Below are 17,133 nucleotides of genomic sequence, written 5' to 3' on the forward strand. Positions count from 1 at the left end.
GCCGCCCTTGATGACCTTGGCGACCTTCACCCCTACCATCAGAACCAAAGCAGTCCCTCATGATTGCACTCCAATAAGTCTTACGATGCATCTTAAGATATATATCGTACGATATAAAGTCAAGGACGGATTCTCAGGTCATACGGTATGGGATCGTTCCTGTCATAATGCAAGCCACTACGCAAACACCCAGGACACCCAAGGCATTCCACGCAGCACCCTTTCCGCAATTCAACCTGGCAGGAGGAGACACCGTGCCTGAGAAGAAAGCCATCCTCGTCGTCGGCGCCGGCGACGCCACCGGGGGCGCCATCGCCCGCCGCTTTGCCCGCGAGGGTTATGTCGCCTGCGTCACCCGACGCGATGTCGACAAACTCGCGCCACTGGTCGAGCAGATTCGGGCCGAAGGCGGCGAAGCCCATGCCTTTGGCTGCGACGCACGCAAGGAAGAAGAGACGGTTGCCATGATCGAGCGCATCGAGCGCGATATCGGGCAACTGGAAGTCGCGGTGTTCAACATCGGCGCGAACGTGAATTTCCCGATTCTGGAAACCACCTCGCGCGTCTACTTCAAGGTCTGGGAGATGGCCTGTTTCGCAGGCTTCCTGATGGGCCGCGAAGCCGCACGCGTCATGGTGCCCCGGCAGCGCGGATCGATTTTCTTCACCGGCGCCACTGCAAGCACGCGCGGCCGCGAGGGCATGTCGGCATTCTCGGGCGCGAAGCACGCGCTGCGCGCGCTGGCGCAAAGCATGGCACGCGAACTTGGCCCGAAGAACCTCCACGTCGCCCACCTGATCATCGACGCCGCCATCGACACCGCCTTTATCCGCGACAATTTCCCCGACCGCTACGCCACCAGGACACAGGACGGCATCGTCAATCCGGAGCACATCGCGGACACTTACTGGATGCTGCATCAACAGCCACGCGATGCCTGGACCCACGAACTCGATCTGCGTCCCTGGATCGAACACTGGTAATCGCCCTCAAGCCAGCATTGCCAAGAAGCACAAAGCCGGACACAAAGGAGACATGCAATGACCAAGCAGGTGGAATTTTTCTTCGATTTCGGCAGTCCTTACTCGTACCTGGCGTACAAGGAACTGCCTCGCGTGGCGGCGCGTACCGGCGCAACGATCGTGTGGCGGCCGATGCTGCTGGGCGGGGTATTCAAGGCCACGGGCAACCATAGCCCGGCCGAGATTCCGGCCAAGAGCAAGTGGTCGTCCGGCGATACCGAACGCTGGGCCCGGCGCTACGACGCACCGTTCCGGCACAACCCGTTCTTTCCGGTGAACACGCTGGCCCTGATGCGTGGCGCGATCGGCTACCAGCGCAAGGGTGACGCCGAGTTCCATCGCTATGTCGACGCGATCTTCAGCGCGATGTGGGAACACGGCAAGAACCTCAACGACCCGAACGAGATCGGCAAGGTGCTGGTGGCGGCGGGATTCGACCCGCGCGAGGCACTGGCGATGCTCGACGACCCCGAGGTCAAGGCCGAACTCAAGCAGGTGACCGAAGAAGCCGTGGCACGCGGCATTTTCGGCGCGCCAAGCTTCATCGTCGATGGCGAATTGTTCTGGGGCAACGACCGGCTGACGTTCGTCGAGGAACAACTCGCCAGCTAACGCCACCTGCCCGGGTAAATCCCCCTCGGGCGGCCCTTCAGGCGGCCCCTCAGGCGGCCCCTCAGGCGAACCATCAAGCCGCCAGCTTGAACGTTGTCACGGCGGCGGCAAGCTGGTTGGCCTGGGATTCGAGCGAATCCGCGGCGGCAGCAGCCTGCTCCACCAAGGCAGCGTTCTGCTGGTTCACCTGCTCCATCTGCGACACCGCCTCGCTGACCTGCGAGATACCCGACGACTGTTCGATCGATGCGGCCGAGATCTCATTGACGGTATCGGCCAGTCGCCGCACGGCCACCACGATGTCCTCGATCGTGCTGCCGGCCTGTTCTACCTGCGCGCTGCCGGCGCCCACCTTGTCGACGGACGAATCGATCAACGACTTGATCTCCTTGGCGGCCCCTGCGCTGCGCTGGGCCAGCGCGCGCACCTCGCCAGCCACCACCGCGAAACCGCGACCCTGCTCGCCGGCACGTGCCGCTTCCACGGCGGCATTGAGTGCCAGGATGTTGGTCTGGAATGCGATGCCGTCGATCACGCCGATGATGTCCACGATCTTCTGCGAGCTGGCGTTGATCTCGCTCATCGTCTGCACCACGCCGCGCACCACCTCGCCACCGCGCGATGCCAGATCCGCGGCGTCGCGGGCCAGGCCGCTGGCGCGCGTGGCGCTCTCCGCGTTATTGGCCACCGTCGACGTCAATTCCTCCATGCTGGCGGCAGTCTGCTCCAGCGCCGAAGACTGCTGCTCGGTACGCGACGACAGGTCGGTATTGCCCGCGGCAATCTCCTTCGCGCCGGTTGTCACCGCATCGGAGCCCGCCCGCACCTTCGCCACGGTGTCCGTCAACCCATGCTGCATTCGCGACAGCGCGCGCAGCAATTGTCCGATTTCATTGCGGCCGGCTTCGGGCACCTTGATCGTCAGATCGCCGTCCGCCACGCGCATGATCAGGTCGCACGCCAGGTGCAGCGGCGCCACAACCAGCTTGCGCAGCGCCAGATGCACGACCACGATCAGCAGCACCGACGCCACCATGCCGACACACACCAGGATCAGCACCCGGTTGAAACGGGTGCTGATCCTGGCGATCACGGCTTCAGTTTGCTGCGTGGCGAGTGTCTCGAAACGCTCGACATCAGCCGAGTACTTCGTGCCTGTCGCCGTGATGTCCTTGTCGTTGATCGCCACGAATCCATCGGGATCATCCTTGCGCAACGCTTCGAGTCCCCGTTGCACAGCGTCATTGTGTGCCCGTGCGACAGCGACCATGGCCTCGCGTGTCGAGGCATCCAGCCCCTCCAGGACAGGCGCGCTGGCAAAGCGTTCCAACGCATCGGTGGACTTGCGGATCGACCCTTCCGCATTGCCGATTGCCTCGGCATTGATGCCGCCACCGGCTTTGGACGAGTTGTACGCACGCGTCAGCGCGGCGCGCGCGCGTGTCATGTCCTTGTAGGCGCTGTTAAGCAACTGCACACGCGACGATACCTGATGCATGTCCTCCGCGGACTCGCTGGCTGCGTACAACTGGGTCACGCCCAACGCGGCGCCAAACACGATCATCAGGCCGAAAATCACCAGGGTCGCCAGCAGGCCGTGGCGGATGCTCAGGTTATTCATGGGGCTCAACAGATAAGGGTGCAAGCCCGCCTTAACGACGCCCGCGCCTGAAGCTTGAGCCTATCCATGATCTTCATTTGCGATAGATCAAATACGGGGCTTGCGAGAGGCTTTTTCAGCACTCCCGGGCGGCGGTATCGCGGACCGTGCTACGCTGTCTCGCGCATCGTGTGGTTCGTATCGCCGGTCCTGCTCCCCAGTCAACCGCCATCTCGCCATGTCCATCGCCTTCGACCTGCCTCCCGCCGCGCGTACCGGCCAGCCCGTAGACGCCATCGACACGCCTTCGCTCGTTGTCGACCTGGATGTCTTCGCCCGCAACATCAGCCGGATGCAGACCGCGGCCGACATGGCCGGCGTCAAGCTGCGTCCCCACGCCAAGGCACACAAGTGCCCGGATGTTTCGGTCGCGCAGATCGCCGAGGGCGCAGTGGGCATCTGCTGCCAGAAGGTCAGTGAGGCCGTGCCGTTCGCGCGCGCCGGTATCCACGACATCCACATCAGCAATGAACTCGCCAGCCCGGCCAAGGCGGCGCTGCTGGCCGAAATGGCCCGGCATGCGCGCATGAGCGTGTGCGTCGACGACGTGGCGCAGATCGACGCGCTGGCCAGTGCCGCCTCGGCGGCAGGCAGCACGGTCGATGTCTTCGTCGAGATCGATGTCGGCCAGGGTCGCTGCGGTGTGCGGGATGCATCCGAGGCGCTGCGGCTCGCGGAGCGCATCGCGAAACACGCGCCACTGAAATTTCGGGGCCTGCAGGCATATCACGGGGGCGTCCAGCATCTGCGCGGCTGGGCCGAGCGTCGTGACGCCGCCGCACGGGCTGCCGAGCGCACCGGTAGTGTCATCGCGCGCCTCGCCGCAGTCGGCGTGCGCTGTGACGTGGTGACGGGCGGCGGCAGCGGCAGCGTGGAGTTCGACCTGACCAGTGGCGTCTATACCGAAATCCAGCCAGGTTCCTACGTATTCATGGACGCGGACTACGGCAGCAATGCCTACACGGGCACGCTGCGCTTCGAACATAGCCTGTTCATCGCCACCACGGTCATGAGCGTGGCGGCGGGAGACCGCGTGATCCTGGATGCGGGACTGAAGTCGATGGCAGTCGATTCCGGGCTGCCGTGGATCTGGGCCGATGGCGCGGCGTCGACGACGCTCGACTACGTGGCAGCCAACGACGAGCACGGCATTGTGAAGCCGCGCCGCGCCGACACCCCCGAGGCGTTGCCCGCACTGGGCAGCCGCGTCATGCTGGTGCCGGGCCATTGCGACCCGACCCTGAATCTCTATGACGAGATCATCGGCGTCCGGGCCGGCGTGGTGGAATGTGTCTGGCCGATCAGCGCGCGTGGGCTGAGCCGCTGATTGCCGGAACTGGAGCGCCCGCCCGCTACGCGAGTTGGGCGGCGATTTCGTTCAGATCGGCCCGCGCCCAGATCGCGCCGGTCCAGGCCTCGAAACGGAGATCCGACAAGGGAATCGGCATCAGCGTGCCAAGCCAGTCGGTCGGCGCCGCGCCGCAGCGCAGTCCGTTGGCCACCATCGTCATGGCCTCGGGCACGTCGATTTCCGCCACACGCGTGACGGTCGGCCACGGTACCAGGCGCACGTCCAGCGCCGACAGACCAAATCGGTAAAGACCAAATCGGGTGTGCAACGCCCCGCGCGTCAACGTGTGACGCGCCTGACCCAGCCCGTCATCCTTGCTCGCCGACGGATCCCACTGCTGGTTGCGTGAGAACCAGAGAATCTCCTGCTTGCCCAGGCGCGGCTCCCGCATCAATGCGGCAGCCGGCACGAGACGCCCGGCGCGCGCGATCGCGGCCAGTGGCGTGCCCACCGTGTAGTGCCAGACATAGTCGGGTTGGTTGTTCATGATGCAACTCCTCCAAGCGCCCTGCTCAGTTACCAGACTGGGGGCGGGAAGCCCTGATCACAAGCAAGGTCACGGCTTGTTGCACCCGCAACAAGAATGGGGTCAGACGCGTCCAGCACGGGTGCCACCTCCCTGCAGCCCAGGACTGGCGCGGCTTTCAGGGAAACATCGCCAAATTGAAAGCCGAGCCGCTGCGTCAAAATTCGAGGGAAGCGTCTAAAACCATAGCACACGGTTTGGTGCATCGCAGCACAATATTCTGATGATTCAGATAATTTGACAGCTTGCCCGACTGGCCCAAAGCGCAAAAAAGACCGATGCCGTCATCGGAATTCTTGGGCCCGATGTCATTGCGAGGACAACCTGGCTGCTTACGCTGCGAAGCGCATCGCGAGTCACGCGACGCGCCGCGGCAAGACCGCCGCGGCCAGCCATTCCCCGCACGAGACACCGACCATGATCGACGCAATCCGCACCATCACCCGGGCCCGCACCCGCGGGTGCCTGGCGGCCCTGCTGCTGTGTGCGACCCTTGCCGCCTGTGGCGGCGATGGCGACGGCAGCACCGGAAACTCCGGCACCACACCACCCACCGGCACCACGCCCGGCGGCGATACTCCCGATTCCGCCAAGCCGCTCATGAAATGCGCGCCCTGAGCACCGACGGACGCCACCAACAACGACACGCTTGACCAGGGCAGAACCGCTATGAACTCCAGCAGCCGACGCAATTTCCTGAAGATGGCTGGCAGCAGTGCCGCCGCCACCGCCGCGCTTGCCGCATTCCCGCCGGCCATCCGCCGCGCGCTGGCCATTCCGGCCAACAACGCCACCAAATCGATCCGCGACGTCGAATACGTTGTGATCCTGACGCAGGAGAACCGCTCGTTCGATCACTACTTCGGCACCATGAACGGCGTGCGCGGCTTCAGCGACCGCTTCCCGATCCCGCTGCCGGGCGGCCGCAACGCATTCCAGCAGACCTACGCCAGCAACAACGTCAACCGCGTGGTGCTGCCGTATCACCTGGACCAGACCGCCGGCAACGCCCAGCGCGTGAGCGGCACGCCTCACAGCCAGCCCGACGCGCAGGCCGCGTGGGACCTCGGCCGCATGAGCGCGTGGCCCACCGCCAAGAAGACCCAGTCGATGGGCTACTACACCGAGCAGGAACTGGGCTTCCAGTACGCGCTCGCCAATGCATTCACGCTCTGCGACGCCTACCACTGCGGCTTCCACGGTGGCACCAACACGAACCGGCTGTTCCAGTGGACCGGCACCAATGATCCGTTCGGCAAGAACGGCGGCCCGGTGATCGACAATAGCGGCGACTCGCTCGACGCCACCGGCATCAACTACACCTGGACCACCTATCCGGAACGCCTGCAGGCCGCCGGCGTGACCTGGAAGGTCTACCAGAACATGCCGGACAACTTCACCGACAATCCGCTGGCTGGGTTCAAGCAATACCGCGCGGCCAACGCGGCGCTGGGCAATGCCGCCAACGGCTCGCCCTACACGCCGTACACACCGGCCAACGACACGGTGAACCCGCTCTTCAAGGGCATCGGCAACACCATGCCCGATGGCGGCTTCCTGCAGGCACTGCGCGATGACATCGCCGCCGGCACGCTGCCGCAGGTATCGTGGATCGTCGCGCCAGCAACCTACTCGGAACACCCGGGGCCGTCGAGCCCGGTGCAGGGCGCGTGGTACACGCAGCAGTTGCTCGACGCGCTGACGGCCAACCCCGCGATCTGGAGCCGCACGGTCCTGCTGATCAACTTCGACGAGAACGACGGCTTCTTCGACCACGTGCCGCCGCCGTGCGCCCCCTCGCTCGACGCCACGGGCAACCCCGTCGGCTACACGACGATGGATGCATCGGCCGAGTACTACAGCGTCGACAAGACGCCGTTTGGTCCCGGCCCGCGCGTGCCGATGTACGTAGTGTCGCCGTGGAGCCGTGGTGGCTGGGTCAACTCCCAGGCCTTCGATCACACCTCGATCCTGCGTTTCCTCGAACAGCGCTTCGGCGTGGCGGAAACCAACATCAGTGCCTACCGGCGCGCGATCATGGGCGATCTGATGTCGGCGTTCGACTTCGTCAACCCGAACAGCAACACGGCCCTTACCTTCACGCCGCTGCAGAAGACCGATGCCGACACGCTGCGTGCCGCGCAGGATGCCAAGGCGCAGATTCCCGCGCCAACGGTTGCCGCCCAGTCGATGCCCACCCAGAAGAGTGGCACACGCCCGTCGCGCGCGCTGCCCTACACGCTGCATACCAGCGGCTTCGAGGACCCGTCCACGAACACGGTCTGGCTGCGTTTCAAGAACGACGGCACCCAGGCCGCGGTATTCCACGTGTACGACCACCTGCATCTGGGCGATGTGCCGCGCCGCTACGCGATCGAGGCAGGCAAGTCCTACGACGCGAAGCTCGACGTAAGCCGCGACAGTGGCCGCTACAACCTCTGGGTGCTTGGCCCGAATGGCTATCACCGCGCGTTCGTCGGCGATATCAGCGCGCAGAAGGCTGCCGGCGGCGGTGCCGCGCCCGAGATCCGCGTGTGCTACGACGAGGCGAACGCCCAGGTCTGGCTCACGCTGATCAATCGCGGCAGCGCGACGTGTACGTTCACGGTCAAGCCAAACGCCTATCGGAACGACGGCCCCTGGACGTTCGAGGTCCCGGCCGGCAAGGAGGTCGATCAGCACTGGCCCGTGGGGTCGCAAGGTAACTGGTACGACTTCACGGTCACCACGCAGCAGGGTGGTTTCATGCGCCGCTTCGCTGGCCGGCTGGAGAACGGCACGCATACGGTCTCCGACCCGGCCATGGGCGCCTGACAACGGCTCACGGCAGCTGGTCCGGCAGCCTCGCAGTTGCCGGGCTGGTGAGCCGCCCGGCCAGGTAGTCGCTCATCCGGGGATGCCCACGGCATCCCCGGGCCCGATTCCACGTTGAAGTAACGATGCCCCTCGGCGTCGGCGCTGTCATCACCTCCCTCGCGCCGTGAAGCAGCATGATGGCCAGCCACCCCCCGGCACCGGATTGGCCACGCACAGGCCTTCGTCACGCTGTCATATTTCCGCCTTATAGTCGGCAGCTCTCCCGTTTCCGTTTGGAACCCCATGCTTGGCGATCTGCTGATGACCTTCTACGAGGTGGCGCGACAAGGCAGCATCACCACCGCCGCTCGCCAGTTGCGAGTCAGCCAGCCCACGGTCACGGGGCGCATCCGCCAGCTCGAGGAGCTCTACGGCGTGGAGTTGTTTCATCGCCGAGCCAGCCGCGTGGACCTGAGCGATACCGGCGTCGCGCTGATGCCGCTAGCCGAGCAGATCGTGCAGCAGGAGAGCAATGCCGACTTCCTGCTGCGCAATGCCGGAAATCTCCGTATGGGCAACCTGCGGATCGGCGCAACCGGCCCCTATTACATCCTGCGCAGCGTGGCGGCATTCCGGCAGCGTTTTCCGGCCATCGGCGTCAGCATCCAGATCGGCAACTCCCGGCAAATGCTCGATGCGCTTTTCGAGTACCGCATCGATGCCGCCGTGTCGTCGCATGCGGTCAATGACGATCGCCTGCACCGAGTCAGGCTGGCAGCGGACCCGATGGTGCTGGTAACGCATCCCGCGCACCCGTTCGCGCGCAGGCCGCGCGTGGAAGTTTCCGAACTCGCCGCCTGTCACCTGCTCGTGCGCGAACAGGGCTCGATGACGCGAGAGGCCACGGAAAGCGCGCTCCGTGCCGTCGGAGAGGAACTGCCGGCGCACACCGTGATCGGCAGCCGCGAGGCCATCTGCGAGGCCATCCGCCACAACCTTGGCGCAAGCGTGATGCCGATGGGTGAAGTGCCACGCGACCCGGCCTTGACGGTGGTGCCGTTCGCCAGCCGCGCGCCGGTGATCCACGAATACCTGTACTGCCTCAACAGCCGGCGCGAGACACGGCTGCTCAGCGCGCTGCTGGACAGCCTGGTGCTGCCCGGCGCCGCCTCCGGGCGCCATTGCGAAGTGCCGCCGCCAGCGCCTATATTGAACTGATCCGCCCGTCTTCCAAGCGCCCTCCGCCCCAAACGCCTCCCATCGATGACCGACCCGGGCCGCTCCAGCTTTCCCGAGTACGACCAGCTACTCGCGCTGCTGGAACTCGGCGCGCCGTGGTTTCGTTCGAAAATCGCCTGCGATGTGACCGTGCAAGGCCACACGTTTGCCGTGCACGTGGCCAGTCTGGGCACCGACGCACCAGACGCCCCGGCCATTGGCATCTTCGGCGGCATTCACGGTCTGGAACGCATCGGCACGCAGCTTGTGCTCGATTACATGCGCTCACTGCTGTGCCGTCTTGCCTGGGACGACCTGCTACATCGCCAGTTGCAGACGGTGCGGCTGGTCTTCATGCCGATCGTCAATCCAGGCGGGATGTATGCGGCAACGCGCGCCAATCCGAATGGTGTCGATCTGATGCGCAACGCGCCGCAGGATGCCGATGCCGCCGTGCCGTTCCTGGCCGGTGGGCAGCGTATCGGCGCCTGGCTACCGTGGTATCGCGGCCGGGCGGGCGCGCCAATGGAAGCGGAAAGCCGCGCGATGCTTCACGTGGTGGAAACCGAACTGCTGCCGCGCCCACTGAGCTTCGCCGTCGATTGTCATTCGGGCTACGGCTGGCGCGACAGCATCTGGTTCCCGTACGCGCGCACGCACGCACCAATGTCCCACTTCCCCGAGATGTACCTGCTCAAGACCATGTTCGAACAGGCCCATCCGCATCACGGCTACGCATTCGAGCCGCAGAGCCATCAGTACCTGCTGCACGGCGATCTGTGGGACTTCGCGTATGACCGCGCGCCGCCGCAGAACCTGTTCCTGCCGATGACGCTCGAACTGGGTTCGTGGCTCTGGATCAAGAAGAATCCGCGTCAGATTTTCTCTCGTGCCGGCATTTTCAATCCCATCAAGGCACACCGCACTGCACGGGTCCTGCGCCGGCATGTAAGCCTGTTCGACTTTCTCGGCCGGGTAGCCGTGGCGCCCAATCGCTGGCTGCCGAACGGAGCGCAGCGGGATCACCTGCTGGAGCAGGCGCGCGCGCACTGGCAATATGGACCGCCCATGCCATGAGCGCCTGGATCTTCCTGCGCGGCCTGACCCGTGAATCACGCCATTGGGGCAACCTGTCGGCGCTATGGACATCGCGCGGGCTTGGGCAGCCGCTGCTGATCGACCTGCCCGGCAACGGCACGGCGCGCGACGCCACGGTGCCGGCCAGCGTCGACGGCATGATGGAGGCGGTACGGGCCGCGGCGCATGCATCGGGCGTGCCGGGACCATGGCGCGTGCTGGCGATGTCGCTCGGCGCGATGGTGGCAACCCGATGGGTTCAGGCGTGGCCCGACGACGTGGCGGGGCTGGTGCTGATCAATACGAGCATGAGGCCCTTCAGCGCGATAACGGAGCGCCTGCAGCCGCTGAACTGGCCCGCGCTGCTAGGCATGGCCCACCACTGGCAAGATCGCGTGCGCTGCGAACGGACCGTGCACCGGCTCACCTGCGAGCGGCTCGATACCCGCGACGCCGACATCGCCGGCTGGGTCGAGATCGCACAAAGCGCGCCGGTCTCGCGCAAGGCGGCATGGCTGCAGTTGCTGGCCGCCGCACGATTTCGCGCCATGACCGCCGCGCCGCCATGTCCGACGCTGATCCTCTCATCCGATGCCGACCGACTGGTCAATCCGGCCTGCTCGGCGCACCTGGCGGCAGCTTGGCGTTCGGATGGCGTCAGCCATATCCGTCATCCATGGGCAGGACACGATCTGCCGCACGACGATCCTCTGTGGCTGTGCGACACAGTGGCCGCCTGGAAGCAGGACAAAAAAATACCGCCGGACGGCTGATGCCCTCCGGCGGATGATGTGTCCTGCACATAGTTTGGTACGCGACTCAGGCGTGCGCTTCGAGCAGCGCCGCAGCGCGCTTGTTGCACAGCGCGCCAAGCAGCGTTTCGGCCGCCGATTCCAGACGATCCTGCGTGCCGAACAGGCGCGCGGCAATCAGACCGCTCTGCAGCGCCCCGTAGATCACCTGCGCCAGCATGGCGGGCGGCACCGGGTACGGCGTGTCACGCTCTTTCTGGCCGCGCTCGAGCAGCTTCGCCAGCCAGTTTTCGTTGACGTGATAGAAGTCCTTGAGCACCGAGTGCACCGACTCCGGCAGGCTCAGGATCTCGGTCGACAGCATCCCCGCCAGACAAATCTGGTTCGACCCGCAGGTCTGGCGCAACGGCTCCAGGTACTGACGCGCCTGGTCCAGCACGGGCAGGTCGGCGCTGATGCCAGCAAGCCGCTCGCTAATCCGCCGGCTGTACTCCTTGACCGCTTCCAGGATCAGATCGTCCTTCGACGGGAAGTAGTAATGAATGCTGGAGGTCTTGACGCCCACCAGCTCGGCCAGGTCGCGATAGCTGAAGCCGTTGCATCCGCGTTGGCGGATCAGGATCAGCGTGTGTTCGAGCAGTTGCTCGCGGACAGGTTGCGTTTTCATGGTCGCCACTTTATCTACACGAAGATAGATACACAACCGGGACTTTCCCGGAGCCAACCAGCGGCCATTCAGGCCGGGAACCCGCGACGGAGGTGGCGATTGCAAAACCACGCCACTTTCCGGCCGCCGGGAATCCGGGCATTCGGCCCGGACGATTTCATCTTAGCGTGCGTATCGCACCATGAAAGCCCGGCGCCCTGTCGAGGGCGCCGGGCTTCAGCTGACAACCGCCCGGTCGGGGCGGCCATGGCACTGGTCAGGCAAGGGCGCCGCCGGTGTAGACGTCCGGGGTCCGGGCACCGTCGAAGTACGGGTTGCGTGCTTCATTGCCACGGGCGCCGTCCAGATACGGATCGGCCTTGCGAGCCGGGCTGGCGGAAACGCCACTGCGGTCAAGGCCGGCTACGAAACGCGCGCCATCCAGATACGGGTCGATGGTACGTTCCACCAGGCCATCACGGTTGCTGATGCTGGCCGTCAGGCCGTCCCGGTTGCTGATGCGGGCGCCATCCGTATAGGCGTCACGGTTGCCGATATGCGCGCCTTCGGTAAAGCCGTCGCGATTGCTGATGCGAGCGCCTTCGCTAAAGCTGTCGAACTTGCCTTGGCGGGCGCCATCGGTAAAGGCGCTGCGCTGGTCGTTCACGCGATACGTATAACCGTAGACCTCGCCGTGCGAGGTGGAGGCTTGGGCGGCGCCCGTCACGAAAGCGGCGGCAAGGGCGGCGGCGGTCAGGATGGTCTTGGCGTTCATGATGCTCTCCTTCTTCAAGGGGCCGGGCAATCCGGTTCAGGTTGTGGATTGCGGGGCCGAAGTCTGTCTGCAAATTCGCGGCGCTCTTCTTCGTCTTCTTTGCTGATTGCTATCTACTACTAGATAGATTCAAAGACTTAAAAAAAGAACCGTTTCCGGTACTGCGTCACTGTCTGGTGTTGCTTGGATTGCCCGCTGCGGTGGTTGTTTGCGCTGCAACGTGTTCGTCCATGGCGTGAATACTATCTACCTATAGATAGATAAGCAAGCAGAAACTTGGGACGCCACTCAAAAACTTTTCTATTGCCCCGATCGAAATCATCAATCACGAAGATAAGTAATTGATTTTACGAGATAAAGTTGAGGTAAGTCCTCTTCTGAAGCCTGCCGATGCTTTCCCGACGGGCCTTGCAGGTGTTAGGGTTACTCACCCCTGCCGACAGTCGAGCATCGCAATGCCGCCCCCCAAAGCGTCCCCCGCCCCCAATCCGTACCGGCGCTGGCTGGTTGGCGCCGCAGGGCTGGCTGGCGTGGCGCTGCTGGCCGGCGTCGGACGGCTAATAATGTTTCGCGCAATCGAACGTGAAGCGTTCGTTCCGGCCTCGGGCGGCACGGCAAGGCCAGACGATTTCGGCGTTGCATCGCGTCAGTTTGCATTCGCAAGCGGCGACCGCCTGCTGCGCGGCTCATACGTCGCGGCCTCACCCGACGCGCCCGCACTGTCCGTATTTCATGGTGACGAGGAATGCCTGGCCGACTGGGCACCCGTCCAGGCGCTATTGCACGCCGCGGGCATCAGTTCCTTCGTCTTCGATTACAGCGGCTATGGCGCCAGCACGGGCCGGCCTTCCGTTCGCCACCTGCACCAGGACGCCCTGGCTGCCTATGCCCAGTTCCGCGCCGTTACGCCGCAGGCGTCGCGGCACTACGTCATGGCGCATTCGCTCGGTAGCGGCGTATTGCTGGATGTCGTGGGCGATCTGGCGCCGGCACCTGACGGCATGGTCATCGGCGCCGGATTCCGCTCGGCGCGTGCCGCCGCAGTCGTCACTGGCCGGGTGCCGCGCTGGCTCGCCTGGATGTTGCCGGACCCATGGAATAACATCCGGCAAATCCGGAATCTGACCATGCCCATCCTGCTGCTGCACAGCAAGCGGGATGAGACGATCCCGTTCCGGGATGCCGAGTGCCTGGCGCGGGCCGCACACGGGCCCCGGCGGCTGGAAGCCTTCGAGGACCTTCCGCATGACGCGGCGATCGAGCCCCCCTACATGACCCGTTTCTGGGCGCCAGTGATCGCCTATCTGAAGAGCGGGAAGCTCTGACGGCGATCAGCGACAGGCTACAGCTTGAACTCGCCCACCACCTTCTGAAGCTCCTGCGCCTGCTCGGCCAGCGCCGACGAAGCCGCAGCCGCCTGTTCGACCAGGGCGGCGTTCTGCTGCGTCACATCGTCCATCTGGGTCACGGCTACATTCACCTGCTCGATGCCGTCGCTCTGATGCTCGGAAGCCGTCGCGATCTCGCCAAGGATCTGCGTCACCCGACGCACCGCCTGGACAATTTCCTCCATGGTCTGCCCGGCCTGGCCGACCAGCGCCGAACCGCTTTCCACCTGACGCGCCGAGTCATTGATCAGCACGTTGATCTCCTTGGCAGCCGCGGCGCTGCGCTGGGCCAGCGTGCGCACTTCGCCAGCCACCACGGCGAAGCCGCGACCCTGCTCGCCCGCGCGCGCTGCTTCCACGGCGGCATTCAGGGCCAGGATATTGGTCTGGAATGCAATGCCCTCGATGACGGCGATGATGTCCGTCACCTTGCGCGAACTGACGCTGATGGCATTCATCGTTTCCACGACATTGCCGACGATCGCGCCACCGCGCTCGGCGATGCCGGACGCCGAAGCCGCAAGCCCGTTGGCGGTGCGCGCGCGATCGGTGTTCTGCCGGACCATCGCAGTCAGTTCGCCCATGCTCGACGCGGTTTCCTGCAGCGTGGCCGCCTGCTCCTCGGTCCGCTGCGACAGATCGGTATTGCCCACGGCGATTTGCTGCGATGCCGAAGAAATCGAATCGCTGGCGGACTTGATGCGCGTGACCAGGTCGGTCAGCATGTCTTCCATCTCTCCCAGGCCGCCGAGCAGACGACCGAAGTCGCCACCGCGCTCGGTTTCGAAGTCCTTGCTCAGATCGCCGGCAGCCACCGTCTCCGCGATGAATTCAGCCTCTTTCAGCGGCGCCTCGATCGCACTGGCCAGACGGGCCCAGCACACGACGCTGAACACCGCCACGGCCGTGCCCAGCCCATAGAGCCAGCCTCGCGTGTCCCCATCGGCGATCTGGCCCAATGCCAGCGTCATCATGACCGCCACCAGCACCACCACCACCCCAAATGCCGCGCCCAGCCGGATGCGCATGCTCAAGTTATCCCACGCCATCTTTCTCCGCTCCTCTTTCGTGCCCCGCGTTGTCCGGGGCTATCGATGGACTAACGGATCCAGCAAAGTAACCTTTACCCCTCCGAAAGAGTGGGACGAGAAAAGACAAAACCGGGACAAAAACAATCAGGCGAGGCGTTCCCGCCATCATTTGGTCATCGGCGCGTCATGCCGCTGTCATGCGGGAGAAATGCCTGCAATTGACCGATGTTGCGTGCGGCAGACGGGGTGTCGTTTTTTTGCCGATGGCAGGATTTGACGGCGCGGATCGCGTCGGAGACCGGCAGTGGCACCTCCGCCACAATCGGTGGAATCGCCCGGCCCATTGCCCCAGAAACGACAAAGCCGGGACGCGCAGTTCGCGGCATCCCGGCCAATGGGCAAACAATCTACTCCTGCGTGCGGCGTACCGCAATCATTCTTGTGGTCGACCCCACATGAACCATGGTGACCCATCGTGTACCTTGCGCCGGATCGTCTATATTTGACCGCAATGGCGCTCACATCCGTTCACGACTCACCGCCGTAGACAGCCCCTGGAGGTAAATGCCATGCGTTCGCTTGCAAACTTGTTCAGTCCGCCGACGCCCGAGAAAATCGCCGAGAAGGAACTGCAAGACATGAGGCTGACGCTTTTCCAGGCAGAACGCCGCCTGCTGGAAGCGCAGATGCAAGTCGACTACTACCGGAACATGATCGCTTTCCTGGAAGAAGTGGGAACGAGCGGCGTGGAGGGTGTGGCCGACCGACGCTATGCGATCACCCATACGGGCACGGACGCCGCCGCTGCACCCGCACGTGCCGCACCGGGCCTGACCACGGTGCCAATCGTGCCCTCTGCCGCCTGACGCCGCGCTGGCGTGGCAACACCCGCATGGGCTCGTTCGGGCCTGTGCGATACTGGCCGCCTTCCCTAGCTTCGTGCTGTTGCACTGGAACCGGCCATGAGCGAACCGCTGCCCGCCATCGAAATTGAAACCGCGCCGAACCCGGCGTTCTCCGTGATCTGGATGCACGGGCTGGGTGCCGATGGCAGCGACTTCGTTCCGGTTGTCCCGGAACTCGGATTGCCCGAAACCCTGGCCATCCGGTTCATCTTCCCGAACGCCCCGGCGATACCCGTGACCTGCAACGGCGGCTACGTCATGCCGGCCTGGTATGACATCTACTCGCTAGATGAAGCGGGTCGCCGTGCCGATGAACGGGGCATCCTGCAATCCCGCGATGCCATCCGCGCGCTTATCGCACGCGAGAACGCGCGCGGCGTGCCAACCAACCGCATCGTCCTGGCGGGGTTCTCGCAAGGTGGCGCGATCGCGTACACCACGGCCCTGACCCATCCCGAAGCGCTCGCCGGAGTGATTGCGCTGTCGACATACATCCCCTCGACCGACCTGATCGCGTCCGAGGCCGCACCGGCCAACGCCGCCACGCCAATCCTCGCCGCCCACGGCACCGAGGACGATGTCGTGCCGCTGGTGCTTGGGACCCGCGCGCGCGACTGGGTGGCTGCCGCGGGTCATCCGGTCACATGGCTGACCTACCGGATGCCGCATTCGGTCTGCATCGAGGAAATTGTCGATATCGGCCAGTGGCTGCAGGAGCGCTTTGTGTGAGTGCCGCGACGATTGCCGCGCTAACATGGCGGCCGTCCTTCATCCGCCTCTTGTGCCCCACCCCCGATATCCACGCATGATCCCCGCCGCTCCCCTGCCCCGCATCGACTTCAACACCCGCAAGGCCCTGATGTTCGCGCTGACCGCCGAACGGCTGTCAGCCTTCTACGAACACGGCCAGTGGATGACCGAGGGCCAGGGCGCCACGCTCGCGGGCAACTGGCTGTCGCGCTCGAAACTGCAGCTGGCACTGTCGGAGCGGCGTGTGCTGTCCGACCTGAGCGATCAACTCGCCCGGCAATTGGCCGAAACGCTGTCGCGTGAAGCCGGCCTCTACGCCTCGCACGAGATGATGGAAGCCCTCGATCCGAACTACCAGTCCGCATTCGCGCACGACATGCTCGATGAGTGCGAGCGGATGCTGCGGGAGGCTGGCGTCGAGGAAGACTGAGCATCTAATGGCACTTACAAAGTGCTAGCAGTGTTCAGCGACGCCCACAATGGACTGTTCCTGGCGGCACCACGGCACACCAGCAAGTCCGTGTTCCTCCAGCACGATCTCCGCCCCGCGCTGTCGGAACGGGGTGTGCTGGTCATCTCCGTCGATGAATGAGCGGCCCGGCCGTGCGCTTACCGCGGCCGTGA

18 protein-coding genes are annotated in these 17,133 nt (G+C 64.6%); 13 read left to right on the forward strand and 5 right to left on the reverse strand.

Annotated features, from left to right (window positions below; all coding sequences use genetic code 11):
- Positions 1-254 precede the first annotated feature (254 nt).
- Complete coding sequence (locus tag B2246_RS17895) at positions 255-983, forward strand: SDR family oxidoreductase (RefSeq protein ID WP_286882539.1); 729 nt, start codon at positions 255-257, stop codon at positions 981-983.
- 57 nt (positions 984-1,040) lie between these two features.
- Entirely contained in the window at positions 1,041-1,634 is a 594-nt protein-coding gene (locus tag B2246_RS17900; protein WP_286882540.1) for a 2-hydroxychromene-2-carboxylate isomerase, read from the forward strand.
- A 73-nt stretch (positions 1,635-1,707) separates the two neighbouring features.
- On the opposite strand, the gene B2246_RS17905 is transcribed toward B2246_RS17900, so the two are convergent.
- Positions 1,708-3,255 carry a methyl-accepting chemotaxis protein gene (locus B2246_RS17905; RefSeq protein WP_286882541.1) on the reverse strand — a complete coding sequence of 516 codons (1,548 nt, stop codon included), beginning with the start codon at positions 3,253-3,255 and terminating at the stop codon, positions 1,708-1,710.
- Between the two features lie 217 nt (positions 3,256-3,472).
- Between B2246_RS17905 and B2246_RS17910 the strand changes: the two genes are divergently transcribed.
- Complete coding sequence (locus B2246_RS17910; RefSeq protein ID WP_035883270.1) at positions 3,473-4,621, forward strand: DSD1 family PLP-dependent enzyme; 1,149 nt, start codon at positions 3,473-3,475, stop codon at positions 4,619-4,621.
- A 25-nt stretch (positions 4,622-4,646) separates the two neighbouring features.
- On the opposite strand, the gene B2246_RS17915 is transcribed toward B2246_RS17910, so the two are convergent.
- Positions 4,647-5,132 carry a hypothetical protein gene (locus tag B2246_RS17915; protein WP_008645072.1) on the reverse strand — a complete coding sequence of 162 codons (486 nt, stop codon included), beginning with the start codon at positions 5,130-5,132 and terminating at the stop codon, positions 4,647-4,649.
- A 456-nt stretch (positions 5,133-5,588) separates the two neighbouring features.
- On the opposite strand from B2246_RS17915, the gene B2246_RS17920 reads away from it, so the two are divergent.
- The 5 genes from B2246_RS17920 to B2246_RS17940 all read left to right on the forward strand — a co-directional run bounded on the left by B2246_RS17920 (position 5,589) and on the right by B2246_RS17940 (position 11,035).
- A complete protein-coding gene (locus tag B2246_RS17920) occupies positions 5,589-5,789 on the forward strand; it encodes a hypothetical protein (protein ID WP_286882542.1) in 201 nt (66 codons plus the stop codon).
- A gap of 51 nt (positions 5,790-5,840) precedes the next feature.
- A complete protein-coding gene (locus B2246_RS17925) occupies positions 5,841-7,985 on the forward strand; it encodes a phosphocholine-specific phospholipase C (protein WP_286882543.1) in 2,145 nt (714 codons plus the stop codon).
- A gap of 285 nt (positions 7,986-8,270) precedes the next feature.
- Positions 8,271-9,185: a LysR substrate-binding domain-containing protein gene (locus B2246_RS17930; RefSeq protein WP_008645076.1), complete on the forward strand. Its 915-nt coding sequence runs from the start codon at positions 8,271-8,273 to the stop codon at positions 9,183-9,185.
- A gap of 45 nt (positions 9,186-9,230) precedes the next feature.
- Positions 9,231-10,262 (forward strand): M14 family zinc carboxypeptidase, encoded by a 1,032-nt coding sequence (locus B2246_RS17935; RefSeq protein WP_035883269.1) that lies wholly within the window; start codon positions 9,231-9,233, stop codon positions 10,260-10,262.
- Positions 10,259-11,035 (forward strand): alpha/beta fold hydrolase, encoded by a 777-nt coding sequence (locus B2246_RS17940; protein ID WP_286882544.1) that lies wholly within the window; start codon positions 10,259-10,261, stop codon positions 11,033-11,035. Before B2246_RS17935 ends, B2246_RS17940 begins: the two co-directional genes overlap by 4 nt.
- A 46-nt stretch (positions 11,036-11,081) precedes the next feature.
- On the opposite strand, the gene B2246_RS17945 is transcribed toward B2246_RS17940, so the two are convergent.
- Together B2246_RS17945 and B2246_RS17950 are read right to left on the reverse strand one after the other, a co-directional pair.
- The gene (locus B2246_RS17945) at positions 11,082-11,681 is read right to left on the reverse strand and encodes a TetR/AcrR family transcriptional regulator (protein WP_008645082.1); all 600 of its coding nucleotides are present in this window, start codon (positions 11,679-11,681) and stop codon (positions 11,082-11,084) included.
- Between the two features lie 256 nt (positions 11,682-11,937).
- Positions 11,938-12,435, reverse strand: a complete 498-nt coding sequence (locus B2246_RS17950; RefSeq protein WP_186425642.1) for a copper resistance protein CopQ — start codon at positions 12,433-12,435, stop codon at positions 11,938-11,940.
- 455 nt (positions 12,436-12,890) lie between these two features.
- Between B2246_RS17950 and B2246_RS17955 the strand changes: the two genes are divergently transcribed.
- Entirely contained in the window at positions 12,891-13,760 is an 870-nt protein-coding gene (locus tag B2246_RS17955) for an alpha/beta hydrolase (protein WP_008645086.1), read from the forward strand.
- 17 nt (positions 13,761-13,777) lie between these two features.
- Here the strand turns inward: B2246_RS17955 and B2246_RS17960 are convergent, their stop codons facing one another.
- Positions 13,778-14,851, reverse strand: a complete 1,074-nt coding sequence (locus B2246_RS17960) for a methyl-accepting chemotaxis protein (RefSeq protein ID WP_186425734.1) — start codon at positions 14,849-14,851, stop codon at positions 13,778-13,780.
- Between the two features lie 572 nt (positions 14,852-15,423).
- Here B2246_RS17960 and B2246_RS17965 point away from each other — a divergent pair.
- The 4 genes from B2246_RS17965 to B2246_RS17980 all read left to right on the forward strand — a co-directional run bounded on the left by B2246_RS17965 (position 15,424) and on the right by B2246_RS17980 (position 17,101).
- The gene (locus B2246_RS17965; RefSeq protein WP_008645090.1) at positions 15,424-15,720 is read left to right on the forward strand and encodes a hypothetical protein; all 297 of its coding nucleotides are present in this window, start codon (positions 15,424-15,426) and stop codon (positions 15,718-15,720) included.
- A gap of 96 nt (positions 15,721-15,816) precedes the next feature.
- Positions 15,817-16,488, forward strand: coding sequence for an alpha/beta hydrolase (locus B2246_RS17970; RefSeq protein WP_286882545.1), 672 nt, complete (start codon positions 15,817-15,819; stop codon positions 16,486-16,488).
- Positions 16,489-16,564: 76 nt separating this feature from the next.
- Entirely contained in the window at positions 16,565-16,939 is a 375-nt protein-coding gene (locus B2246_RS17975) for a hypothetical protein (RefSeq protein ID WP_008645093.1), read from the forward strand.
- A 21-nt stretch (positions 16,940-16,960) separates the two neighbouring features.
- Complete coding sequence (locus tag B2246_RS17980; protein WP_234707028.1) at positions 16,961-17,101, forward strand: hypothetical protein; 141 nt, start codon at positions 16,961-16,963, stop codon at positions 17,099-17,101.
- Positions 17,102-17,133: the final 32 nt, after the last annotated feature.

It is taken from the genome of Cupriavidus sp. UBA2010 (assembly GCF_002335265.1).
Lineage (GTDB): Bacteria > Pseudomonadota > Gammaproteobacteria > Burkholderiales > Burkholderiaceae > Cupriavidus > Cupriavidus metallidurans.